The 22828-nt window shown below is 60.2% G+C and carries 20 protein-coding genes and 1 pseudogene; 8 read left to right on the top strand and 13 right to left on the bottom strand.

What is annotated here, in order from left to right:
- The first annotated feature begins 96 nt into the window (after positions 1-96).
- Both KW840_RS08400 and KW840_RS08395 read left to right on the top strand, forming a co-directional pair.
- Positions 97-1473, top strand: coding sequence for an L-serine ammonia-lyase (locus KW840_RS08400; protein WP_218494946.1), 1377 nt, complete (start codon positions 97-99; stop codon positions 1471-1473).
- Between the two features lie 309 nt (positions 1474-1782).
- Positions 1783-2097, top strand: coding sequence for a DUF3509 domain-containing protein (locus KW840_RS08395; RefSeq protein ID WP_218494945.1), 315 nt, complete (start codon positions 1783-1785; stop codon positions 2095-2097).
- Here the strand turns inward: KW840_RS08395 and KW840_RS08390 are convergent.
- Positions 2094-2594 carry a phosphate-starvation-inducible protein PsiE gene (locus KW840_RS08390; protein WP_057716379.1) on the bottom strand — a complete coding sequence of 167 codons (501 nt, stop codon included), beginning with the start codon at positions 2592-2594 and terminating at the stop codon, positions 2094-2096. The two genes, KW840_RS08395 and KW840_RS08390, sit on opposite strands and share 4 nt — an antisense overlap.
- 276 nt (positions 2595-2870) lie before the next feature.
- Between KW840_RS08390 and KW840_RS08385 the strand changes: the two are divergent.
- Positions 2871-3110 (top strand): annotated as a pseudogene (locus tag KW840_RS08385) (YebG family protein); the annotation flags it as partial.
- Positions 3111-3298: 188 nt separating this feature from the next.
- Here the strand turns inward: KW840_RS08385 and KW840_RS08380 are convergent.
- A complete protein-coding gene (locus KW840_RS08380; protein WP_057716381.1) occupies positions 3299-4318 on the bottom strand; it encodes a Glu/Leu/Phe/Val dehydrogenase dimerization domain-containing protein in 1020 nt (339 codons plus the stop codon).
- Between the two features lie 183 nt (positions 4319-4501).
- On the opposite strand from KW840_RS08380, the gene KW840_RS08375 reads away from it, so the two are divergent.
- Positions 4502-5305 carry a SirB1 family protein gene (locus KW840_RS08375; protein ID WP_218494944.1) on the top strand — a complete coding sequence of 268 codons (804 nt, stop codon included), beginning with the start codon at positions 4502-4504 and terminating at the stop codon, positions 5303-5305.
- A 57-nt stretch (positions 5306-5362) separates the two neighbouring features.
- Here the strand turns inward: KW840_RS08375 and maiA are convergent, their stop codons facing one another.
- From maiA to hmgA, 3 genes are read right to left on the bottom strand one after another with little or no spacing between them, the layout of a single operon-like run.
- The gene (maiA, locus tag KW840_RS08370) at positions 5363-5998 is read right to left on the bottom strand and encodes a maleylacetoacetate isomerase (RefSeq protein WP_057716383.1); all 636 of its coding nucleotides are present in this window, start codon (positions 5996-5998) and stop codon (positions 5363-5365) included.
- Positions 5999-6010: 12 nt separating this feature from the next.
- The gene (gene fahA / locus KW840_RS08365) at positions 6011-7315 is read right to left on the bottom strand and encodes a fumarylacetoacetase (RefSeq protein ID WP_150812783.1); all 1305 of its coding nucleotides are present in this window, start codon (positions 7313-7315) and stop codon (positions 6011-6013) included.
- A 3-nt stretch (positions 7316-7318) separates the two neighbouring features.
- Positions 7319-8623, bottom strand: a complete 1305-nt coding sequence (gene hmgA, locus KW840_RS08360) for a homogentisate 1,2-dioxygenase (RefSeq protein WP_218494943.1) — start codon at positions 8621-8623, stop codon at positions 7319-7321.
- A 163-nt stretch (positions 8624-8786) separates the two neighbouring features.
- On the opposite strand from hmgA, the gene KW840_RS08355 reads away from it, so the two are divergent.
- Positions 8787-9584 (top strand): IclR family transcriptional regulator, encoded by a 798-nt coding sequence (locus KW840_RS08355; RefSeq protein ID WP_218494942.1) that lies wholly within the window; start codon positions 8787-8789, stop codon positions 9582-9584.
- 15 nt (positions 9585-9599) lie between these two features.
- Here the strand turns inward: KW840_RS08355 and KW840_RS08350 are convergent, their stop codons facing one another.
- The 3 genes from KW840_RS08350 to KW840_RS08340 all read right to left on the bottom strand — a co-directional run bounded on the left by KW840_RS08350 (position 9600) and on the right by KW840_RS08340 (position 15472).
- Positions 9600-12143, bottom strand: a complete 2544-nt coding sequence (locus tag KW840_RS08350; RefSeq protein ID WP_218494941.1) for a LuxR C-terminal-related transcriptional regulator — start codon at positions 12141-12143, stop codon at positions 9600-9602.
- Positions 12144-12284: 141 nt separating this feature from the next.
- Positions 12285-13655, bottom strand: a complete 1371-nt coding sequence (locus KW840_RS08345) for a DUF1329 domain-containing protein (RefSeq protein ID WP_150812787.1) — start codon at positions 13653-13655, stop codon at positions 12285-12287.
- Between the two features lie 23 nt (positions 13656-13678).
- Complete coding sequence (locus tag KW840_RS08340; protein WP_218494940.1) at positions 13679-15472, bottom strand: DUF1302 domain-containing protein; 1794 nt, start codon at positions 15470-15472, stop codon at positions 13679-13681.
- 582 nt (positions 15473-16054) lie between these two features.
- Here KW840_RS08340 and KW840_RS08335 point away from each other — a divergent pair.
- Complete coding sequence (locus tag KW840_RS08335) at positions 16055-16825, top strand: N-acetylmuramoyl-L-alanine amidase (RefSeq protein ID WP_218494939.1); 771 nt, start codon at positions 16055-16057, stop codon at positions 16823-16825.
- 74 nt (positions 16826-16899) lie between these two features.
- On the opposite strand, the gene KW840_RS08330 is transcribed toward KW840_RS08335, so the two are convergent.
- The 4 genes from KW840_RS08330 to KW840_RS08315 form a co-directional block, all read right to left on the bottom strand.
- Entirely contained in the window at positions 16900-17811 is a 912-nt protein-coding gene (locus KW840_RS08330) for an SDR family oxidoreductase (protein ID WP_057716392.1), read from the bottom strand.
- 300 nt (positions 17812-18111) lie between these two features.
- Positions 18112-19014, bottom strand: a complete 903-nt coding sequence (locus KW840_RS08325; protein WP_057716393.1) for an alpha/beta fold hydrolase — start codon at positions 19012-19014, stop codon at positions 18112-18114.
- Positions 19014-19796: a class II aldolase/adducin family protein gene (locus KW840_RS08320; protein ID WP_218494938.1), complete on the bottom strand. Its 783-nt coding sequence runs from the start codon at positions 19794-19796 to the stop codon at positions 19014-19016. Before KW840_RS08320 ends, KW840_RS08325 begins: the two co-directional genes overlap by 1 nt.
- A gap of 191 nt (positions 19797-19987) precedes the next feature.
- On the bottom strand, positions 19988-20443 hold the full coding sequence (locus KW840_RS08315; RefSeq protein WP_218494937.1) for a flavodoxin: 456 nt from the start codon (positions 20441-20443) through the stop codon (positions 19988-19990).
- 102 nt (positions 20444-20545) lie between these two features.
- Between KW840_RS08315 and KW840_RS08310 the strand changes: the two genes are divergently transcribed.
- A complete protein-coding gene (locus KW840_RS08310; RefSeq protein ID WP_218494936.1) occupies positions 20546-21022 on the top strand; it encodes a PAS domain-containing protein in 477 nt (158 codons plus the stop codon).
- A gap of 54 nt (positions 21023-21076) precedes the next feature.
- Entirely contained in the window at positions 21077-21682 is a 606-nt protein-coding gene (locus tag KW840_RS08305; protein ID WP_057716397.1) for a hypothetical protein, read from the top strand.
- A gap of 3 nt (positions 21683-21685) precedes the next feature.
- Here the strand turns inward: KW840_RS08305 and KW840_RS08300 are convergent, their stop codons facing one another.
- The gene (locus KW840_RS08300) at positions 21686-22645 is read right to left on the bottom strand and encodes a MerR family transcriptional regulator (RefSeq protein ID WP_218494935.1); all 960 of its coding nucleotides are present in this window, start codon (positions 22643-22645) and stop codon (positions 21686-21688) included.
- Positions 22646-22828: the final 183 nt, after the last annotated feature.

Here is a 22828-nt window from a genome sequence, read left to right as displayed (position 1 = left end):
GGTCACGCAGGCTCGTGACAGGCAGTATCGCCTAAATTGCGCTTGTCCTACAGAAATGGCAGCGATTTCCCTTCCATTGCGTGTACAGGCTTTAGCATGGCTATCAGTGTTTTCGATCTCTTCAAAGTGGGTATCGGCCCGTCCAGTTCCCATACCGTCGGTCCGATGCGCGCTGCCGCAACCTTTGCCCAAGCGCTGGTCGATCACGGTTTTCTGAGCGACGTGCGACGCGTGGAAATCCGCCTCTATGGTTCTCTTTCAGCGACCGGCGTCGGCCACGCGACGGACCGCGCCTGCGTCATGGGCCTGATGGGCGAGTGGCCCGACCGCATCGATCCAACCACCATCGACAGCCGCATTCACACCCTGCGCGAAACCGGCAAACTGTGCCTGGCAGGCGTTGCGCAAATTGCCTTCGACTGGCAACGCGATCTCCTGCTACTGGACGAAAGCCTGCCCTACCACCCCAACGCCATGTCCCTGACAGCCTTCGGTGAAACCGGCGAACTGTTCGAGCAGACCTACTACTCGGTGGGCGGCGGTTTTATCATCGAAGCAGCCGAAGCCGAATCCGGAATCGCGCCGGCCGGCGACGTGGTGCTGCCTTACGATTTCTCCAGCGCCGCCGAACTGCTCAAACTCTGCAACGAGCACGGGCTGCGGGTGGGCGAACTGATGATGGCCAACGAACGGGCATGGCGCAGTGACGCGGAAATCCGCCAGGGCCTGTTGCATATCTGGTCGGTGATGCGCGAATGCGTCGAGCAGGGTTTGCGCCACGAAGGCATCTTGCCCGGCGGCCTGAGTGTTCCGCGTCGAGCGGCGAAACTGCATCGCAGCCTGCAGGAAATCGGCAAGCCGAATGTCATTACGTCCACCTTGTCAGCGATGGAATGGGTCAACCTGTACGCCCTTGCCGTGAACGAAGAAAACGCGGCCGGCGGGCGCATGGTCACGGCGCCGACCAACGGCGCGGCGGGGATCATTCCGGCGGTGCTGCACTACTACATGAAATTCAATGCCGATGCGTCTGACGATGACGTGGTCGCATTTTTCCTGGGTGCAGCTGCCGTCGGCATCCTGTGCAAGAAAAACGCTTCGATCTCCGGAGCCGAAGTCGGCTGCCAGGGCGAAGTCGGCTCCGCTTGCGCCATGGCCGCCGCAGGCCTGGCAGAGGTGCTTGGCGCCACCCCGGAGCAGCTGGAAAACGCCGCCGAAATCGGCCTGGAACACAACCTCGGCCTCACTTGCGACCCGGTTGGCGGACTGGTGCAAGTGCCGTGTATCGAGCGCAACGCGATCGCCGCGGTCAAGGCCATCAATGCCACGCAAATGGCCCTGCGCGGCGACGGCAAACACTTCATTTCCCTGGACCGGGTGATCCGCACCATGCGCGACACCGGGGCCGACATGCATGACAAGTACAAAGAGACGTCGCGGGGCGGACTGGCGGTGAACTGGGTGGAATGTTGACCGTTTTGGAGGCACGTCGAGGTTAATTGCCCTGAAACGTGCAGAAAACGCGGCCCCCCGTAGGAGCGAGCTTGCTCGCGAAAAACCCTCAGGCGCCGCAAACCATCTGGTTTGACGCGTTATCGTTCACGACCATCGCGAGCAGGCTCGCTCCTACAGAACGTGTTTTTTGTCCGACAATTTTCCGGCATGGGCCTTGCTACTTCCATGCTGGAACAATGATGGCGAGATGGCCGGTGGTCTGGCGTTGCGAACCAACCCGATCATGGCCGGTCAACAACTGCACGTTCAATCAGGCGGTGACGCATCATGGACAACCCTTTCCAGCTCATTACCGATGCCTTTGCAGCGGATTACCAGATCAACCTGAGCATTCAGGGCCTGGACGGCCGCATCATGCTGACCCTGTCCAACAGTGGCCGCGTGGTGGCCAAACGCATGATCAGCACCGAACAACGCAATGACCCCGAGCGCCTCAAACGATTGGTGCAAAGCATTCAGTTCGGCATTGCCATCGAGCAGGGCCACTGCGCCGTGGCCATCCTCGAATCAATGACCGACGACGGCACGCGCAACCTGCCCCCACCAGCCAGTGACCGCCACCGACCCACCATGGGGCTTTAAAGCTCGCCCTTTTCTACTTCCGGATGTTCACTGGAGCCCTTACCTGTTTTGCGGTGCGGGTTCTCAATCTTCACCGAAGGAAATTGCGACGAAGCGTAACGCACCACCAGAATCGCAAACGCCAACAGCAGAATCCCGCCGCACAGGTAGATGATCCCCAGGTCCGGCGGGTTGTGGTGCGATACGTTGGAAATCAGCAGCCGCGTCAGCGCGGTGATCGCCACGTAGATCAGGAAGCGCACGGGCATGTGGTTGGTCTTGAAGTAAATCCCGACCATCGCCCCCAGTTCCAGGTAGATGAACAGCAGCAAGATGTCATCGATCTTGATGTGCCCTTCTTCGATCATCCCGAGAAATTCCATCACCGCCGCCCATGCGGTCACCGCACCAATGGCGAACAGCGCCAGGTAGTGAAAGGTTTCGACAAACAGATTGCCCAGGGACTCGGCCAGTTCATGCACGTTCTGCCGCAGTTTTTCGGCCCAGTTGATTTTCACGATGATGCTTCCTTAGGTCGGCTCGACCGGATGATGCGGGTTGGACGTGACGGTTTTTCTGCATGCAGAAAAAAGGCCAGCCCATGATGGCGAGCCGCTCGGGATTGTGCGCCGTGGCGTTTGGTCGCACCTGTGCAGCGCCCCGCCTGACAAATCCCGAATTCGGTCTACATTAAAAAGCCACTACCCAAAAGGCAGGGATTCGCTTATCCTTTAGCTGTATATAGATACAGTAGTCGAAATCGACAACCAATGTGAAGGCATGTGAGGTGGTGAATGGCCGTCGAAGTGGTATACCGCAGCAGCCGAGATCTGGAGCGCTTGTTCATGGATAAAGCCGAAGCTGACCGTCATGACAAAATGCTCGAACTGGCCGAATTGCTGGCTGAAGTGTTGCAAAAAGCCGTTCCGTCCCTGACCGAGCAGCAAGTGGAAGAAGCCGGGATCTACATGGCGAAAAATCGCGACGTGTTCGCCAAGGCGTTCAAGAGCCAGCCGGACGCCCTGTCCGAACTGCTCAGCGCACCGGTTGAAGTCGCACAACCTGTTGCGGCAACCGAGGTCGTTGAGGCCGCTGAGCCGGTCACCCCGGCCAAGCCTGCCAAGGCCCCAAAAGCCGCCAAATAGGCAAAGCCCGAATTGAACAGGCCCTGAGTCGAATGACCCAGGGTCTTTTTCATGCCTGTGGAAAACTCATGCCAGTTTCACCGGTACAACACCTTCTCCGCCAACTCGTCGGCCACCCGCGCGGGGGAGCGTTTTTCCGCCTGGGCGTGGGCGAACACTTCAGTCAGGCGCGAGCTGATTTTCGACAGGTGCGCGGTGATGGTCGACAGTTCCTCGCCGCGGTGCTTGAGCGACACGTAAATCAGTCCGCCGGCGTTTATCACGTAATCCGGTGCGTACAGGATGCCGCGACGTTCCAGTTGGTCGGCAACATCCAGATGGGTCAGCTGATTGTTCGCCGAACCGGCCACTGCCGAGCAGCGCAGTTGCGTCACGCTGTGGCTGTTGAGCACCCCGCCCAAACCGCACGGCGCAAGAATATCGCAAGGCGTGCTGAGCAGTGCGTCGTTGGCGATGGGGTGAGCCCCGAGTTGCTCCATCGCCAGTTGCACCTTGCCGTGATCGATATCGCTGACCAGCAGTTCGGCCCCGGCGGCGTGCAACTGTTCTGCCAGGGCATAACCAACGTTGCCCAAGCCTTGAATGGCAACGCGCAGGCCTTCGAGGTTATCGCTGCCCAGTCGCGCCATCGCTGTGGCGCGAATGCCGGTGAATACGCCCATCGCCGCGTGTGGCGCAGGGTCGCCCGCCGCGGTGGTGCTGGTGACATGCTGGGTCTGCTGGGCGATGCAATCCATGTCCGCCACTGAGGTGCCACTGTCGATGGCCGTGATGTAGCGCCCGTCGAGCTGATTGATACAGCGCCCGAAGGCTTCGAACAGCGCCGCGCGGTTGGCCACATGAACGGGGCGAATGATCACCGCCACGCCGCCGCCCTGGGCCAGGCCGGCCAGTGCCGCCTTGTAACTCATGCCTTGGGCAAGGCGCACCGCATCCTCGACCGCAGACTCGTCGCTGGGATAGGCAAGGTAACGACAACCACCCAGGGCAGGCCCCAGCCGGCTGTTATGAATGGCAATGACCGCCTTCAACCCGGTGACCGAGTCAACGCTCAGATGCAGCGATTCAAGGCGAGTGCTTTGCATGAGAGCGAACATCGTAGGGCTCCCGAATCACTTCTTGTAGTCGCCAGTATAGGCTTGCGCCCAAAAATTGCAGAAGCGCACCGGAATAAGCACGGCCCCGATGCAGGCTTTCGGAAATAACCCGTGGTCGCTCTTGTACGGTACTGGACGAATGCCGGAGAGGGGGCTAAAACGAGGCATTGCCCGGAGATTTTGATGACCCCGCGCCAATCGTTCTTCGCCTGTCTGCAACGTTCACCGCCCGCGCTGTTCGAGGCGGCACTGTGGATTGCGGCCGAGCACGATAGCGAGGTGAAGCCGCAAGCACTGTTGGCCGATTTCCAGGCGTTGCAACAGCGGGTCAGTGGTGGCTTACCGATGCTGCCGGTCAGTGAACTGGCCCAACCGCTGCTGCGGCGCATGAATGACCTTGGCTTCGCCCAGGACGACTTCACGCCATTGCGCCCGCAAGTGGCACTGATGGACAAAGTACTGGAACGCCGACGTGGGCAACCCTTGACGCTGGGGCTGATTGCGCTGGAGTTGGCCAAGGGCCTGGAAATTCCCATGGTCGGGGTCAACTTCCCCGGGCATTTCCTGCTGCGGGTGCCGGGCGCCGATCATTTGCTCGACCCCTGCGGCGGCCGTCGCCTTTATCCCAACGATTGTCGGGAGTTGTTGCTCCGCCAGTACGGCCCGAACATCAAGCTCAGCGCCGAGCACCTGGAAACCGCCGAGCCAGTGCAGATGCTGCAACGGCTGTCGCGCAACCTGCGCCAGTTGTACCTGTCCCACGACGACGTCATCAATGCCTTGATCGACGCCGAACGCGTCCTGGAACTGGGCAACGCCAGCGCCGCCGACTATCTGGCCCGGGCCAGCCTGTACCAACGGCTGGACTGTCCGAACGCCGAGCGTTTTGACCTGGAGCATGCGCTGCTGCTCAGCGACGATCCGATCCAGCGGATTCGCCTGACGGAGCGGTTGGGGCATTTGCCGCCCAACTCCATCGTTCACTGATCACAAATCATTGTGGGAGCGAGCCTGCTCGCTCCCACATTGGAACGGTGTGAGGTTTCAGGGCGTGTCTGGCTGGTTCGCCGGATGCGCCTTGATGAACGCCGGGTGCGTCGCCGCCAATGCCGCCACTCGCCGGATGCGTGGATAAGCCTCAAGAGAAACATTGAAACGCTCGGCCGCGTACAGCTGCGGGATCAGGTAGACGTCCGCCAGCCCGGGTTCGGGGCCGAAGCAGTAACCGTCATCACCGATCAACTGCTCCACCGTGGCCAGCCCCTGGCCGATCCAGTGACCGATCCACTCCACCACCTGCGGTTCGTCGTGGCCCGACTGGCGCAGCCGATTGAGCACGCTGACGTTGTGCAGCGGGTGCACATCGCAGCCGATCACTGCCGCCACGCCGCGCTCGTGAGCACGGGCAGCCAGGTCTTTGGACAGCAGCGGGACCTGTGGATAACGTTCCTCCAGGTACTCGATGATCGCGGGAGACTGGATCAGCAACTCGCCTTCATCGGTGCGCAAGGCCGGCACGCGGCCCTGCGGGTTGATGCCCAGATAAGGCGGCTGACGATGCTCTCCACCCTGCGGTGCGATCAGGTTGACTGGCAAGGATTGATAATCCAGGCCCTTGAGCGCCAACGCGATACGCACCCGGTACGAAGATGTCGAACGGTAGTAGGTATAGAGTTCCATGCCCCGCTCCTGTTAGCGCGCCGGCAGCACTTTGCCGCGGCATTCGCCGAAACCGATGGAAGCAAAACCGTCGCGGCGGCAACGGCCGCGCAGGATGATTTCGTCACCGTCCTCAAGGAATTTACGCACCTCGCCCGAGGCCAGTTCGATCGGCTTTTTACCGCCTTCGGTGATTTCCAGCAGGCTGCCGAACTGACCGCTCTGCGGCCCCGACAACGTGCCCGAGCCGAACAAGTCACCAGCCTGCAATTGGCAACCATTGACGCTGTGGTGCGCGACCATTTGTGCCACGGTCCAGTACATGTGCCCGGTGTTGCTCAGGGTCAGGCGATGAGCTGGCAGGTTCTGTTCACGCATGGCCTCGGTGAGCAGCAATACTTCCAGTTCGATGTCGAACGCGCCAGCGGCCTGGTCGCGCTTGTCGAGCAGGTACGGCAGCGGCTGCGGATCGCCTTGGGGACGTGCAGGCTGGGCACGACGGAACGGCTCCAGCGCTTCGGCGGTGACCACCCACGGCGAGATGCTGGTGATGAAGCTTTTCGACAGGAACGGCCCCAGCGGCTGGTACTCCCAGGCCTGGATGTCCCGTGCCGACCAGTCGTTGAGCAGGCAGAAACCGGCGATGTGATCGGCAGCGTCGCCAATGGCAATCGAGTCGCCCATGTCGTTGCCCTGGCCGATCCAGATGCCCAGTTCCAGTTCGTAGTCCAGGCGCGCGCAAGGGCCGAACGTCGGTTCGCTCTGACCGGCCGGCAGCGTCTGGCCTTTCGGGCGGCGCACATCGGTACCGGACGGGCGAATGGTCGACGCACGACCGTGGTAGCCGATTGGCACGTACTTGTAGTTCGGCAGCAACGGGTTGTCCGGGCGGAACAGTTTGCCGACGTTCTGCGCGTGTTCGATACCGACATAGAAGTCGGTGTAATCGTTGATTTTCGCCGGCAGGTGCATCTCGCAATCCGCCGCCAGTGGCAGCAGTTTTGCGCCCTGGGCTTCGATCTTGCCGTGCAGGGTGCTGCCCTCGGCGAACAGTTCCAGCAAACGCTCGCGCAACGCGACGCGAGCCTCGCGGCCCAGTTCGAAGAACGCATTCAACTGGCCGCCACAGGTGGCCTCGACGGCAGCCTTCGCGGCGCCATCGAACAATCCGGCCTCCAGGGCCGCTTGCAGATCAAAGATATGCTCGCCAATCGCCACGCCACTGCGCGGTGCCGAGCCGTTGAGGCTGAACACGCCCAGCGGCAGGTTTTGCAGGGGAAAGTCCGCGTGGCCGTTGGCGGATGCAACCCAGCTGCGAGTGATGGAAGTCTGCGTCATGGGTTATCTCCGGGTCGGGTCGAAAGTGGCGGGCAGCGTAGCCCAGCAGGCGTCGTAGGTGTTTTGCAGTTGCGGGCAATCAAGGGCGAAACTGCTTGGGCGCAACACCTGGCTGGTCTCGAACATGAACGCCATGGTGTTGTCGATTTTCGCCGGCTTTAGCTCAGCGTTGATCGCTTTGGTGCAAGTCTCTCCGTCGGGACCGTGGGCGCTCATGCAGCTGTGCAACGAAGCACCGCCGGGCACAAAGCCTTCGGCCTTGGCGTCGTATTCGCCCTGGATCAACCCCATGAATTCGTTCATCAGGTTGCGATGGAACCACGGCGGACGGAAGGTTTTCTCGGCCACCATCCAGCGCGGCGGGAAGATCACGAAGTCGAGGTTGGCCAGGCCGTGAACGCTGGTCGGCGACGTCAGCACGGTGAAGATCGACGGATCGGGGTGATCGAAACTGACGGTGCCGATAGTGTTGAATCGGCGCAGGTCATATTTGTACGGCACGTTGTTACCGTGCCAGGCGACCACGTTCAGCGGCGAATGATTGAGCTCGCAGGCCCACAACTGGCCGAGGAATTTCTGCACCAGCGTAGTGGGTTGTTGCAGGTTTTCGTAGGCCGCCACCGGGGTCAAAAAGTCCCTCGGATTGGCCAGGCCATTGCTGCCAATCGGTCCCAGGTCCGGCAGACGCAGCGGTGCGCCATGGTTTTCGGCGACGTAACCGCGAGCTTGCGGGTCGAGCAGTTCGATGCGGAATTTAAGGCCACGTGGCAGTACGGCAATTTCCAGCGGCTCGAGTTCAAGCACGCCCAGTTCGCTGGCAATGCGCAGGCGCCCCAGTTCAGGCACCAGCAACATTTCGCCGTCCGCGTTGAAGAACACGCGTTCCATGGAACGGTTGGCGCGGTAGTTGTAGATGCTGATCCCGGCCGGTTTTTCTGCGCCCGAGTTGGCGGCCATGCTCACCAGGCCGTCGATGAAATCGGTCGGCTCGGCGGGAATGTCCAGCGGGTTCCAGCGCAGGCGGTTGGGGGTCACCTCACCCAGCGGGCCACCGGCCAGTTGCCGATCCAGTTTGACGAATGCCGGATGATTGGCCGACGGCTGAATGCGGTACATCCAGGTCCGCCGCGCTTCACTGCGCGCCATGGTGAACGCCGTGCCGGAGAACAGTTCGGTGTAAAGGCCGTACGGGGCTTTTTGCGGGGAGTTCTGGCCGACAGGCAATGCGCCGGGCAACGCTTCGCTGCTGAATTCGTTGCCGAAGCCTGACAGGTAGGCCAGCGCTGGCGTCGTTGAATCGGGGTTCATGGAGCCTCCTGAACAGGGAGTCGGCAGTGGCCGCTCGCTCTGTTGCAGAGGTCGAGGCACGCCTGGGTTGTTTTTATCGTAATTTGATTACGCATAACGTAATTTGATTGGTATTGACCGTCAAGCTATAAAGACGCCCATTCGTCCCGGGATCCCAGCCACCATGGAAAAAACCAGCGACAACAACGGTAAACAGAAAGTCCGCTCGGCCGAGGTTGGCACCGACATCCTCAAGGCCCTGGCCGAGTTGTCGCCTTCGACTTCGCTGTCGCGCCTGGCCGAACACGTGCAGATGCCGGCGAGCAAGGTTCACCGCTATTTGCAGGCCTTGATCGCCAGCGGATTCGCCGAACAGAACGCCGCCACCAACCATTACGGCCTGGGCCGCGAAGCCCTGCGCGTAGGGTTGGCGGCACTCAACAGTATGGACGTGCTGAAAGTCGCCGCCCTGCCCCTGGCTGAACTGCGCGATGACTTGAACGAAACCTGTTTCCTGGCGGTGTGGGGCAATCAGGGCGCGACCGTGGTGCATATCGAACCGGCGGTGCGTGCGGTGACCGTGGTGACACAACTGGGCTCGGTGTTGCCATTGCTCAGCTCTTCGACGGGACTGGTGTTTGGCGCCTACCTGCCTGCGCGTGAAACCGTGGATCTGCGTGAACAGGAACTGCAAAACGTTACCGCCCACGCCTTGGCGGATGATCAGGCCTACACAACGATGTGCGAACAGATCCGCCATCGGGGCCTGCATCATGTGCATGGTCTCTTGATGCCCGGAGTGGATGCCTTGTCGGCACCAGTGTTCAACGCCATGGGCAGGATCACGGCAGTACTGACCGTGGTCGGGCCGACCTCGCTGTTTCATGCCGATGAAAACGGCCCGGCGGCGCAGCGTTTGTTAGCCGCCACCCGCGCCGTGAGCTGGCGCATGGGCTTTGAGCCCGACTCATCGACAGCCTGAACGCAGCGGCGATGATCAGGCGGGCAGGATCAGGCCCAACTTCTTGACCATCGCCACCGCTTGCGTTCGACGTTCAACACCTAATTTGCTATGGATTCTCCGGGCATGGGTTTTCACCGTATGCAGCGAAATGAACAGCTGCTCGGCAATTTGCTGATTGGAATTACCCTGGGCAATCAGGCCGAGCACTTCCAGCTCCCGACAACTTAGCAGGCTGGCATCCAGGGTCAGTGCGGTCACCGTCTCCTCTCCTTGCAAACGACAGATCAGGTTCGGCTGTCGCAAGTTCAAATCACGCAATGCCTGTTGTCCCTGACAACGCTTGACCAACGCCAGCCCGGCCTCCAGCGCTGCGTGAGCCGTGTCCGGCTCACCCGTCAGGTCCGCCACTTCGCAGATTGCCAATTGCAGCTCCGTTTCCAGCGCCAGCATGGCGTGTTGTTGCGCGTGTTCGAGTAACGCCCTGAGTCGATCCAGTGGACGTTGCACCAGTTGCAGTTGAGTCTCGGCCAACACCAACTGGTATTCGATACGCGCAATCAGTTGCAGCGTGGCCGGCGGTGCCTGGCGCGCGTTGGCCCCACGATAATGACGCAAGACCCGGGTCAGCGCTTCCCGGGCCAGCTCCGGGCGCCCTTGTTGCAGCCAGAAATGACTGCTGATTTGCAGCAGCACGCCGCGATAAACCGTGTCGGGGATCTGCCGTTGCTGCATCAACCGTTCGGCCTCGCGCAGACGATCAAATGCATGGGCGTAATCACGTTGGTTGGCCGCCAGTTGCGCCTGCCCGAGAAACCCGTACAGGACATGCTTGTCCTGACTGTGGAGGCAGTCATCGAGGCCCGCCTGAAAACATTCACCGGCCAATTCATCCTGGCCCTGGCACAAGGCCAAGCGCCCACGCCGCAGGGCGATTCGTCCCAGCAGCGGCGTCGGTCGATCAGCCTGCCGTCCGAGCATTTCATGGATGTCGGCCAGCAACTGCCCTGCTCGCCGCGGTGCGCCACGCTGCTCCAGCAACTGCGCATGATCGAGTTCGAGCAAGCCTTCAAACAGCAACGAGCCTTGCGCCCGCGCCAGGCACAGGGCATCACGATTGAAGGCCTGGGCGGCATCGAGGTCGGCGTTGAGCAGTGCCTGCTGGGTCAGCCCGGACAGACACAACAATCGTGCGGGCCACGCCTCGGCCGCCAGTTCGTCCAGCGCCTCGATAAAATGCGCCCGTGCCGCCGGCAGGCGTCCCTGCAAATGCAGCAACCAACCCTGTTGCGCCTGCCAACGCGCCAGCAGTTGGCGTTGCAAGGATGCCGTCGGTTGCGGGGCAAATCGGGACAGTTGCCCAATGCAGGCAGCCGCCTGCTCGAAACGCCCGGCAAACAGCAACGCCGCGGTGATCAACCCCACCCGTTGCGGCGTGCCCAGGGTCAACTGTTCACCCAGCTGCTCGTGCAGTTTGAGTAACCAGCTGACGTTCTGACGCTTGAACAGATGCTCAAAACTGAAGTGTTGCAACAGGCTGACCGCGACCTCGTGCTCTTGCGCCAGCAACGCCTGCTCGAAGGCGCCCTGCCAGTCTTCTTCGGCGCTGAACCATTGGCACGCGCGGCGATGCCAGGACCGCCCGGCCGGGGTCAGTTCTTCACGCATCTCCCGGGCCAGTGGCTCGAAGACCCGCAACCACTCGACGGAGTCTTCCCAGGGTTCAATGAAGCAGCCCATGTCCTGCAACGCGTGCAACCACTGCGCGCCCTCACCCGTACCGAAAAGATGCTCGCACAAGCTGGCGTTGAAGCGTGGCAGATGAACCAACACCTTCCAGACCTCAACCAACTCCGACGGCAAGGTGTTGAACAACTCGTGTTGCAGATAATCGAGCAATGTCGCCGAACGCCCCTGCTCACCCGACCACGGACAACCATTAAGCAATGCGATCCGCACGCCAGCGCACCAGCCACCACTGCGCTGAGCCACCCTTTTGGCGGTTTGTGCCGCCAGGGCCGGCTCGACATGACCGAGCAACTGCCCGACCTCGGCCTCGGTAAACGCCAGCGTCCGGCCTTCGCACTCGTACAACTCATCATCGAGCAGCAGCCGCGGCCAGTTGCAGGGTGGTCGTCGACGGGAGCTCAGCCACCAGGTCAGCGCCGGGCTGTCGACGGCCAACAGGCGATCGAGCATCCGGTCGAGTTCCGGATTGGGTGCTCGACAGTAATCATCGATAAACAGCCAGGTCGGTGCCTGTAATCGGGCCAGATGCGCCAACAGCCCGGGCTCATCCGTCGAGGGCAGACCCAGCGCTTGCGTCAGGCGCAATAGTAAATCGGCTGCACTCAACGACGCCCCCGCCAGCGGCAGCCAACAGATCCGAGCGTGCTCCGGCGCCCGCAGCAGGCATTCGGTGAGCAACGCGCTCTTGCCACTACCGGCCGGTGCGCAAAGCAACTTCACCCGCGCAACCGAGACCAGCATGGGCTCGATCAGTCGCTCGCGGGACAGATGATGGGACGACAGTCGGGGCAGGAAGCCAGGGCGGTCCAGACAGTGCGTCATTGCAGTCATTGTGGTGCGCCTTTTTTATAATTCTGGCGCCACCCTAGCCCCCTCCCGAGCGCTTGTTGAAGAAGTATTCAACACACTGATCGACCGCTATAAAAAAGGTGACCGCAAAGTCACCCTTTTGTGTAAGACCCTGTAGGAAACCTACCTGACTCCCGTGCTCCGCAAGGCTGCTGGCGTGTAGTCCCCCGCTTTTGCATCGATATTGAATTCGAAGCTGCGCTTCTCTTCGTTCTTCATTCCCAGGGCGATATAGCGACCGGCGATCAGGTCATACAGCGCTTCGACGGTGTAGGCCGGCACCTGGTGATCGTAGTAGAACTGGGCATGCCCTTCGGCGACGCGCCAGAGTTGGCCACGCCCGTCGTAGTGGTCGGCCAGCGCCACTTGCCAGCTGTCTTCGTCGATGTACATGTGGCGCTTGGCGTACACGTGACGCTCGCTCGGCTTGACCGTGGCGACGACTTCCCAGACACGGTGCAACTCGTAGCGGGTCAGGTCCTGATTGATGTGCCCGGCCTTGATCACATCGGTGTACTTGAGGTTGGGCGAGTCGAGCTTGTAGCTGTTGTAGGGAATGTACATCTCCTTCTTGCCGATCAGTTTCCAATCGTAGCGATCCGGCGCGCCGGAAAACATGTCGAAGTTATCGGTAGTGCGCAGGCCGTCGGATGAGGTGCCGACACCGTCATAAGCGACCTGCGGCGCACGCCGTACCCGGCGCTGGCCAGCGTTGTAGATCCAGGCCTTGCGTGGCTCCTTGACCTGGTCGAGGGTCTCGTGGACCAGCAACACGTTGCCCGCCAGCCGCGCCGGCGCGGTCACTTCCTGCTTGAAGTAGTTGAGGACGTTATCGTCGCTGCCCGGTTTCAGATCGCTGAGCAACGACGGAACGGCGACTTCGTCCTTGAAGCGGATCACCGTGAAGTCGCCATTGGACTGCGGTGTTGCCTGGGTGATGGTGCGTCGCAGATTGCCGCCGTGGTAACGAGTGACATGGTTCCAGATCACTTCCACGCCATTCTTCGGAATCGGGAATGCGTAGTAGCGATTACCAGTGAAGTTGGCCAGACCGTTACCCTCGTTGATCGGTGTTACGTTCAGCGCACTGCGCTTGGCCGACTCATAGATTTCTGCCGGTAACGCCACGGTGCGATGGCTCGGGTAGACCGGAATCTTGTAGGTCTCTGGATAGCGCTTGAACATTGCGATCTGGCCGTCGGAGAGCTTGTCCTTGTACTTGTCGACGGTCGCCGCGGTGATCACGAACAACGGCTTTTCGTTGGCGAACGGGTCGGCCAGGAAACCTTTGCTGTCCACCGCGCCAGCGTTTTTCGGGATGCCGCCGGTCCAGGCCGGAATCGAGCCATCGGCATTGCCGGCCTTCTCGGCACCGAGCGGTGTAAGGCTGGTGCCGAGAAGGCCGGCTTCTTGCGGCGACACCGCCGCCATCACGTTGGCGGCCAGCAGACTCAGGGCCAGAACGGTGCCCAATTGCAGAATCATCTTGCGCATTGAATTCATCCTTTTCAGCCAGATCAGAAGTTCACACCAAAGCTCAACGCCACGAAGTCACGGTCGGCGAGGACGTTGTAGTCGCCGCCGAAAAAGTCGGTGTAACTGAGGCTGGCGGTATAGGTGTTGCGATAGTCCGCATCGACTCCGAGGCTGATGGCCTTGGCGCCTTCGTTGAACAGACCGTTAGGGCCAAAGCCTGCGACGTCGTGGGACCACGAGAGGTTGGGTCTGAAGTTGATCCCGGCGATGAGGTTGTTGTAGTCGAGGATGGCCCGGGCGCGATAACCCCATGAAGTCGAGGTCACGAAACCGTCGGTATCGCCGCCGAATCCATACTGGCCATACACCGAGTCGCGGCCGTAGCGCAGTTTGGTACGTGCTTCCAGACCACCGACCCGAACCACTGCCGCCTCGCCTACCAGGGTCAGGCGATCTGCACCCGCGACCTGATCGATGAAGTGCGTCAGGGTGCTCTGGATCTGCGTCACCTCCTTGCGGCGGTAGCCTTTGTTGTCGGCCCCCGGTGACGTGGCAATGGGCGATGCTGCTCCGCCCGCGATAGGGTTGAGCAAGGCCAGGGTCAGGTCATTGGTGTTGACCTGCACCGGGGCGTTGGGACGGTAGCTGATTTCCCCGCTCCACGCGGTGCCGGTGGATAACGTGGTGGCGAAGCTGGCGCCGTAGAGGCGGATGTCCTCCGGGTATTCGAGGTAATACTGGCCGCGACCGAGCATCACACTTTGGGCCAGGCCCGAACCGCTGCCGGGGGCGATGCGGTTGGCGGTGGCAACGATTCCCGGAATGCTTGCCAGCGTACCGGGGCCGGCGGTGGTGGTCCCGACATTCGGTGAACGGCTGTGGTAGTTCATGAAGTACAGGCCGTACTCGGTGTCGTCCCCCAGCCAGCGCAGCGCCGTACCCCACTGCCCGGAATCCCGGGCATCGCGGTCACCGCCAAGGGGCACGATCACCCCCTCCTTGCTGACCTCGAAGCCCTGACCAAAGGCAGCCGCAATCGGCTGCAAGGGTGCAATGGCCGGGCTGGCGACGGTGTAGCCCTTGTTGCAGCCGTCCGCCACCACATCGACACCAAAGAAAGTGCCGCAGTTATCGACGACCGTCTGGTCCCACTCCAGTTGATAGAAGCCTTCCACGGTCAGCTTTTCCGTCAGCCCCTGGGAGGCGAACAACATGTTGACCGGGATCAGGCCTTCCTTGATTTCGGCGCCAGGACGACGGAACGCGGAGACGTCAACCGGATTGATGCTGTTGATCGAGTTGCCGATGAACGTGCTCTCCCCCCAACTGACCACCTGCTTGCCGGCGCGGACCGTGCCCGGCAAATCGGCGAGGGAGTAGTTGTGATAGACGAAAGCGTCGAGGATTTGTCCGCCTGAAGACTTGGCGCCTTCTTTGCGATTGTGATCGCTGATGTCCTTGAAGGGGCGGCTTTCATCCTTGAGTTCAAAGTCGTACCAGTACTTGCCACGCACAAACGCACCGGTGTCGCCGTACTTCAGTTCGAGGTCGTGAATACCCTTGAAGATCTTCGAGAAGGTTTCACCTTTCTTGAAATTCAATCGCCCGTCGTCACCGGTCGAAGACTGGCCGGAGCCGCCGTTGACGATGCCCACCAGGGATTTATCCGCGTCACGCATGCCCCAGCTCGCGCCGACCGACAACGAGGAGTCGAACGTCCCCTCGATCTCCCCGATGTTGAATGAAAGGGCCTGCGCCTGGGCGCAACAGCCTAATGCGACCGCAACCGCCAACGCCTGCGGTGTGAAGATGGCGCGCATTGTTGTTTTTGTCATGCGTCTTCCCCGGTGAGTGACAGAAGGCCTCACCCTACTGCCGGGCACCGGGGTCGATAAGCGCACCAAGGAGGTATTCGTGGTGTACCTCTAAAGGATGACTGGCACAGACGACGAGCACCCGAATCCTGACTGTTGCCGGGGCTGCAACAGTGCATGTCGGGAATTGGTATTTTTCCTACAGCGTCGAGGGCTTATTCTTACCTCACTGTCACAGTAAACCACCGCAGGCACCCTGTACCGGCCTGCGCCGTGACTGAAAGATTTCAGATGAATCGAGGATTCGGTTCGTCGCCCTGTGTTCACTGACGTTGATTTGTAGCTCCTGATCCAACGTCTTACTTTGGCCGCTGCGTTTGCAGCGGCCTTTTTTATGGGCGATGGTTTTTGATAATTAACAGCTGCCAGTCAGTGCCCCCCCGGAGCATCCAGGTAAAACTTCGCATGCCTACATTTCTTTCAGAAAGTACCTACAAGCATGGGTAAACACCAAAAGCACTCGAGTCTTTAAGTTGAACAGCACGTCGGCGAACGACTTTTTATCTTCGTCCGACTTCAAACCTACTTATTGCGAGTGCAACCATGAAACCCATCAACTACAACCGGTATCGCTCAACCAGAAGTTTCAACAGTCGAATACGCTTTCTGATTCTTCACTACACAGCCGCTGACTTTTCAAGTTCTGTCAGTGCCCTGACCGGCCCCAATGTCAGCGCGCACTATCTGGTTCCGGATATTACGGACCCCAGTTACCTGAAGGCCGGCCATACCGGGCAGGAAGTTTTCAGCCTGGTGGATGAAACCTATCGCGCGTGGCACGCAGGTGTCAGTCAGTGGGGTAGCCGCAGCAATCTGAACGATACGTCCATCGGCATTGAAATCGTCAACCTGGCGACCGACAACAAGGGCGAATTCACCTTTCCGCCGTATCACCCCGAGCAGATTGCTGCGATTGAACAGCTGGCGCTGAATATCCTCATGCGCTACCCGGATATCACGCCGACGCAGGTTCTGGGCCACTCCGATGTTTCGATCGGCCGCAAAAGTGACCCGGGGCCGATGTTTCCCTGGCGGGAACTGTACTTGAAAGGCGTCGGCGCCTGGTTCGATGAAGCCACTCGGGACGAGTATCTGCGCCAATACAACACATCGGGGGTTCCAGCCCGAAGCGAATTGCTGGGGCTGTTCAAATCCTATGGATACGATGTTTCGGGAGCGTCCACGGAAGGCGGTTTTCAACAATTGGTGCGGGCATTCCAGATGCATTTTCGCCCGGAAAACTTCGATGGAAAAATGGACGCGCAAACAGCCGCCAACCTGAAGGCGCTGGTCGTCAAATACTTTCCCTGCTGACCATTGGCAAACCGCTTTGCAGCCGACAAATGCAACAACCGGCAAGGTCAGTCAATGTGACCTTGCCGGTGGTATCAAAGCGTATATTTCTGCAAATTCCCCATCATTTCCTTCAGCGCTTCGATGTTGTCCTTCGGATGCGCCGCGCCCTCGAAGTCGCAGATCTGCTGCCAGTGCGCCGCCACGTCTTCCGGGGAGAAGCCGGCCCGTGGATCGAAACCGATGCCGAGGCTGCGCTCCCAGCGGACCTTGCCCATCCAGCCGCCGCCGACTTCGAACAGACCGGAGGTTTCCTGACAGTTCTCGCTGGCCAGGTACACCACCAGCGGGCTGACCAGTTCGGGCTTGAGCTGTTCGAAGACTTGCGGCGGTATCAGGCCTTCGGTCATGCGCGTGCCGCCGGTGGGGGCGATGGCGTTGACCAGGATGTTGTTCTTGCGGCCTTCGATGGCCAGGGTGCGGGTCAGGCCATAGAGGCCGAGTTTGGCCATGCCGTAGTTGGACTGGCCGAAGTTGCCATAGATGCCCGAGGTCGACGCGGTGAAAATCACCCGGCCGTAATTCTGCTCGCGCATGTGCGGCCAGGCGGCGCGGGTGACTTTGTAGGCACCTTCGACGTGGACGCGGTAAACCAGGTCCCAGTCGGCGTCATCCATTTTGTGGAAGGTCTTGTCCCGCAGGATCCCGGCATTGTTGACCACCACGTCGACGCGACCGAAGACATCCAGGGCGTGCTGGACCAGTTTGTCACCGTCAGTGACCGAGTCGTGGTTGGCTTCGGCAATGCCGCCGGCCTCGCGAATCTCCGCGACCACGCGGTCGGCGGCCGAGGCATTGGCGCCTTCGCCCTGGGCCGAGCCGCCAAGATCGTTGACCAGCACCCTGGCGCCCTGTTTGGCGAACAACAGTGCATGCGTCCGTCCCAGGCCGCCACCGGCTCCGGTGATGATCACGACTTTATCTTCGAAGCGCACAGACTCATTCATGGGGGGACTCCAGCAGGCCAAAGGACAGTGAGTCCGAGTTTCAGGCACAGCGCAGCGGGTCACAATGAACACGGGAGAGGCTGAATGGTGCGCGATAAGGCAGGGGGATGATTGAAAGAGAAACAGGCATGAACCCTGTGGCGAGGGGGCTTGTCGGATCGCCGCATCGCCCCGTTCGGCTGCGAAGCAGTCGTAAACCGGCTAAACGCGTTATACCTGAATCACTGCGCCGTATGGTTTGGGGCCACTGCGCAGCCCAACGGGGGCAAGCCCCCTCGCCACAACAGTTCATCTTAAGGTTCAGGAACACGCCACCTTGCGCGGCGGCAAGAGCAATTGATCGCGAAACGCCAGGTAGTGCTTGAGCACCTCGCAGGGCGCCTCGATCTGCGGGTAGTGGCCAATGTCGGGCAACACTACCGTGTCCGCCTCCGGGATCAACTCCCGGTAACGCTCGACCATGTGCACGCCGGAGACTGGATCGACCCCGCCATCGATCACTCGCAGCGGCACTTCACCGCGTTGCATCGCGCTCACCCAGCGGTCGCGCCAGACGCGTCGCTCCGGGATGTAGCCGATCAATTTGTGCATGATCCGTGGCCCCTGATGGCTTTCGACCAGACTCCAGAAATCATCCATCTGGCTTTCACTGGGACGGGTTTGCGGACCGAAAATCTGCCGAAAGCTTCTTACCAGGCCATCACGGCTGAAGGCGCGGCCGATCATCCAGCCCAAAGGGCTGAGCAAGAGTTTTTGCATCAGTACCGGGCGGTGGGTTTCCGGAAACAACCCGCCATTGAGAAACACGCAACTGGCCAGCTCCACCCGCGATTCGTAATGCCGGGCCAGCAGTTCCTGAGCCACGCTGTCGCCGTAATCGTGGGCGAGCAGGTGCACTGGCTGCTCGACATTCAGGTGTTCAAGCAGTGCCTGTTGCAGATCCGCTTGTTCCAGCAGGCTGTATTCGTGATTCGCCGGTTTGGCCGAATCGCCGAAGCCCAGCATGTCGCAAGCGATCACGCGAAAGCGCTGGGCCAATGGCTGCCACAGGTAATGCCAGTCCCAACTGGCGGATGGAAAGCCGTGAATGAGCAACAGCGGCTCACCCTGGCCTGCTGCCCAGTAGCGGATGCTCTGGCCACGGAATACGAACGTCTGGCTGCGTTTGCGCCAGACACACAAGGGGATCTCGGCGAGCTCCATCAGAGTTTATAACCCGGGTCCAGTTTATCGAGTTTGCGCAGCAGTGCCGGCCAGGCCAGCGCTCCGCCCATTCCTTGAGCACTTCGGGTGACACCCGCGATCATGGCTTTGGCGCCGGCCAGAATCTGCGGTTCGATGGCGATCAGTTCAGCGGCACCGTTTTGCGCCATGACCTGAATGTCGCAGGCACGCTGAAAGGTGAACATCATCAGGAACGTATCGGCGATGGTGCTGCCGCAGGTCAGCAGACCGTGGTTATGCAACATCAGGAAATTGTTTTCACCGAGGTCGGCCTGTAGCCGCACTTTCTCTTCATGGTTGAGCGCCACGCCTTCGTAGGCGTGGTAGGCCAGACTGGAAAGCACGAACAACGACTGTTGGCTGATCGGCAAAACACCCTGCTTCTGCGCCGACACCGCCACCCCCGAAGCCGTGTGGGTGTGGAGCACGCAGACGACATCGTGACGGGCTTCATGCACGGCACTGTGGATGGTGTAACCCGCCGGATTGATCTCGTAAGGACTGTCCATCAACTTGTTGCCGGCCTGATCCACCTTGACCAGGCTCGACGCGGTAATTTCGTGAAACATCAACCCGAACGGGTTGATCAGGAAATCTTCGGTGCCAGGCACCTTGGCGGAGATATGGGTGAAGATCAGGTCATCCCAGCCATGTTGGGCGACCAGGCGATAACAGGCTGCCAGGTCGACGCGGGTCTGCCACTCGGCAGCACTGACCTGGTCTTTGACACTGGGTGGCGATTGGACGGGAGGGACAGTCACGGCAAGGAGCCTCGGTGTTTTTATTATGGAGTGTTTCCTATGTCCACCGAGTCTAGTCAGCCCTTGAGGTTCGTGTAGTTGCATTGGCAGCCAGCTTGATGGCCCAGCGAGTCAGCCGCCCTGCCGTCCTGGTTCCATGTCAAACGACCGGCGCCAGCAGGGGTCTGACAGGCATAGGGCCGGGGCAACGCTCAGTCGCGCAGTGCACTGATCAGGTCCGCCAGCCAAGGCTCGGCGTCCGTCTCTGGGGTCACCGTTTCGCTGGCATCCAGGCGCAGCATCGGCAGCACTTCGCGAATGCCAAGCTCAGCGAACAATTCGCGCATCTGCTCGCCGCCGCCACAAAAAGTATCGCCATAACTCGCATCGCCCAATCCGATCACCGCGCCCGGCAAACCGCGCCAGGCTGCTGGCAATTGATCACGAATGGTCGAATACAGCGGCTGCAGGTTGTCCGGCAGCTCACCCATGCCGGTGGTCGAGGTCACCGCCAGAAAGGCTTCAGGGCCAAACGCCTGGATGTCGGCGAGGGTCGCACGCGGGTTGTGCCAGGTTTCGAAACCGGCGGCGTTCAACAGGTTGGCTGCGTGGCGGGCAACTTCTTCGGCCGTGCCGTACACCGAGCCGGAAATGATGGCGACTTTCATCGAGCTGATCCTGAATCCGAGTGAAAGACCCGGATATTAACACCACGGTTGTGATTATTCTTTTAGAATGCAATTGACAATCAATCAGGAAAGGATACTCCGATGATTAATGCACAACTGCTGCAAATGGTGATCAACGCCTCCAACGACGGTATCGTGATTGCCGAAAAGGAAGGCGATCAGGACAAGATCCTCATTTACGTCAACCCCGCGTTCGAACGCCTGACGGGGTACTCCAGTGAAGAAATCCTCTATCAGGATTGTCGCTTCCTGCAGTCGGGGGACCGCGATCAGCAAGCGCTGCCGCTGATTCGCGATGCATTGAACCGTGAAGGATCCTGCCGGGAAATACTGCGCAACTACCGCAAGGACGGCACGCCGTTCTGGAACGAGCTGTCCCTTTCAACGGTGAAAAATCCAGCGGACGGGCAAACCTATTTTGTCGGCGTACAGAAAGACGTCACTGTGCAGATCAAGGCGCAACAGCGCGTGGCACAGCTGGAGAGGCAGTTGGCTGAACTCCAGGCCGAGCTTGCTGCGCTCAAGGCGACGAACGGCGCAAACGAAACTCAGAATTAATGGTCAGTAATTACAATCACCAATGACTTTGTAACTACATCTTTCGAGTTGGCCATGCAACGCGACGCGCTCCTGACCCAGGATGAGCTGGATTTCATCCAGACAATGCAACACAACCCGCAACTCAATGTGCGGGACGCGACGTCGAGCCTGCTCGTCAACGGTGGGTCGCAAATCCGTGACCTGCTCACCCGCCTGGCGGCCCATGAGCAGGTCACCATTCAAGCCAGCTTCGAAAACCAGCAAATGACCTTTCCCCTGCACTTGGTGGAAGACGAGTTCCATGCGCTGCATTTGCGCCTCGGCGTGCCCAGCATCTATGAAGACGGGCCGATGGTCCGGCCTTGGCGCCTGGTACTGGACGAACCGGTAGCGCTGGAAAACGCCAAGGGTCAACCCGGCACCCTGTGGGTACACGAAGTGTCGTGCAAAGGGGTTTTGCTGGAAGCTCGCAACAGGACCAAACCACCGAAGCATTTCGCCTTGTGGTTCAGCCCCTCAGGCTACGAGCGGATTGCCTTGCGCGGTACTTTCGAGAAAGAAAACGAACAGGGCTTCTACGCCTATCAACTGAGCCTGAGCGATACCGATGAAGCCGAGCGTCTGCGCCAGTTCATCCTGCAACAGCATCGTTTGACTCATCCCGCGCTGCATCTCTGAACGTCAAGTATCCAGAGTACCCGCCAGGAACTGCTTCAGACGCTGGCTCATGACCTCCCCTTCATTGCCCAGGCAACCGATCGATGACCCGGCCAGGCTTTCCTGTGCCAGATCAGAAGCATCGCCGGCCAACAACAATCGGCACTCCAGACTCATGGCCAGGCGATTCAGACGCCGCGGCAACTCGGGAGCCGGCACATGATTGGAAAACAGCACCAGAGCCAGGGGCTTGATCCTTTCACACATCAGCGCCAGTTCCTCGAATGGCTGGCCCATGTTCAGTACGCGAACGGCCAATGGCCCGGAACTCAGGAACAGGGCGGCGACCAATAGTTCCAGTTCCCGGCAATTGCCATCCAGGGCACAGATGACCACGCGACGCGGCTGTTTTTCGCGCATCAACAACAGACGCTGCAACACCCGGGAACGCAAAAAACCATCCAGGAACAGCCACTCGCTGGTGCCGCCGAACTGGTCCTGGCGTTGCAACAACCGCTTCCAGACGGGCATCAGAATGCCCTGGAACACCACCGGCAGGGAGTAGCTGGAAAAGACTTGCCCGTAGAGCTCCTCCAGCCGAAGCTCGTCAAACCCGTTGACCGCAACATGAATCTGCTGCCGCCACTGCGCGTAATCGGCTTCCACGAGGTTGTTGGGGATGATATGCGACAACGCCTGGAGTGGCTCGGTCCTGGCCAGGATCTTGCCGATCCTGCTGACGGCAACCCCGCGCTCGATCCAGCCGAGAATGCTATGGACACGCTCAATATCGGACATCGAATACAGTCGATGCCCACTGTCGGTGCGCGTTGGAACAATCAGGCCATATCGTCGCTCCCAGGCTCGAAGCGTGACCGGGTTTACACCTGTCAGTCGCGCCACCTCACGAATGGGAAAGAGCTCTTCCTGTTCGAGAGCGACGGCCTGCGTGGAGCCTGAAGCGACGTCTGTGAACATGGGCATCCTGTTGAAACATCCTTGTATCGTCCAAGGCGTATTCTAACGCCCCTGCCCCGTAAAGTTTCCGTAAAAAAATTCCATGCCGCGAACGAGCGAAAAACGCCGCAGACGCGATTGACTGAATCAGGAATAATCCTTGCTTGTTTCGAGTCGCAGCCCACCACCCCGGCGCTGTGCCTGGCGAAG

It is taken from the genome of Pseudomonas sp. PDM30, assembly GCF_019218985.1.
Classification (GTDB): domain Bacteria; phylum Pseudomonadota; class Gammaproteobacteria; order Pseudomonadales; family Pseudomonadaceae; genus Aquipseudomonas; species Aquipseudomonas jessenii.
Note: the sequence above shows the minus strand (reverse complement) of the source record. Positions and strands in the feature narration are given on the sequence as shown.

Bases quoted from the DNA above. Each gene is read 5' to 3' on its own strand.
- hmgA (WP_218494943.1), bottom strand. From the start codon at position 8,623: ATGAACCCCGATTCAACGACGCCAGCGCTGGCCTACCTGTCAGGCTTC.
- KW840_RS08325 (WP_057716393.1), bottom strand. From the start codon at position 19,014: ATGGAGCTCGCCGAGATCCCCTTGTGTGTCTGGCGCAAACGCAGCCAG.
- fahA (WP_150812783.1), bottom strand. From the start codon at position 7,315: ATGACGCAGACTTCCATCACTCGCAGCTGGGTTGCATCCGCCAACGGC.
- KW840_RS08310 (WP_218494936.1), top strand. From the start codon at position 20,546: ATGATTAATGCACAACTGCTGCAAATGGTGATCAACGCCTCCAACGAC.
- KW840_RS08355 (WP_218494942.1), top strand. From the start codon at position 8,787: ATGGAAAAAACCAGCGACAACAACGGTAAACAGAAAGTCCGCTCGGCC.
- KW840_RS08305 (WP_057716397.1), top strand. From the start codon at position 21,077: ATGCAACGCGACGCGCTCCTGACCCAGGATGAGCTGGATTTCATCCAG.
- KW840_RS08300 (WP_218494935.1), bottom strand. From the start codon at position 22,645: ATGCCCATGTTCACAGACGTCGCTTCAGGCTCCACGCAGGCCGTCGCT.
- KW840_RS08350 (WP_218494941.1), bottom strand. From the start codon at position 12,143: ATGACTGCAATGACGCACTGTCTGGACCGCCCTGGCTTCCTGCCCCGA.
- KW840_RS08340 (WP_218494940.1), bottom strand. From the start codon at position 15,472: ATGACAAAAACAACAATGCGCGCCATCTTCACACCGCAGGCGTTGGCG.
- KW840_RS08380 (WP_057716381.1), bottom strand. From the start codon at position 4,318: ATGTTCGCTCTCATGCAAAGCACTCGCCTTGAATCGCTGCATCTGAGC.
- KW840_RS08345 (WP_150812787.1), bottom strand. From the start codon at position 13,655: ATGCGCAAGATGATTCTGCAATTGGGCACCGTTCTGGCCCTGAGTCTG.
- maiA (WP_057716383.1), bottom strand. From the start codon at position 5,998: ATGGAACTCTATACCTACTACCGTTCGACATCTTCGTACCGGGTGCGT.
- KW840_RS08330 (WP_057716392.1), bottom strand. From the start codon at position 17,811: ATGAATGAGTCTGTGCGCTTCGAAGATAAAGTCGTGATCATCACCGGA.
- KW840_RS08400 (WP_218494946.1), top strand. From the start codon at position 97: ATGGCTATCAGTGTTTTCGATCTCTTCAAAGTGGGTATCGGCCCGTCC.
- KW840_RS08335 (WP_218494939.1), top strand. From the start codon at position 16,055: ATGAAACCCATCAACTACAACCGGTATCGCTCAACCAGAAGTTTCAAC.
- KW840_RS08395 (WP_218494945.1), top strand. From the start codon at position 1,783: ATGGACAACCCTTTCCAGCTCATTACCGATGCCTTTGCAGCGGATTAC.
- KW840_RS08315 (WP_218494937.1), bottom strand. From the start codon at position 20,443: ATGAAAGTCGCCATCATTTCCGGCTCGGTGTACGGCACGGCCGAAGAA.
- KW840_RS08375 (WP_218494944.1), top strand. From the start codon at position 4,502: ATGACCCCGCGCCAATCGTTCTTCGCCTGTCTGCAACGTTCACCGCCC.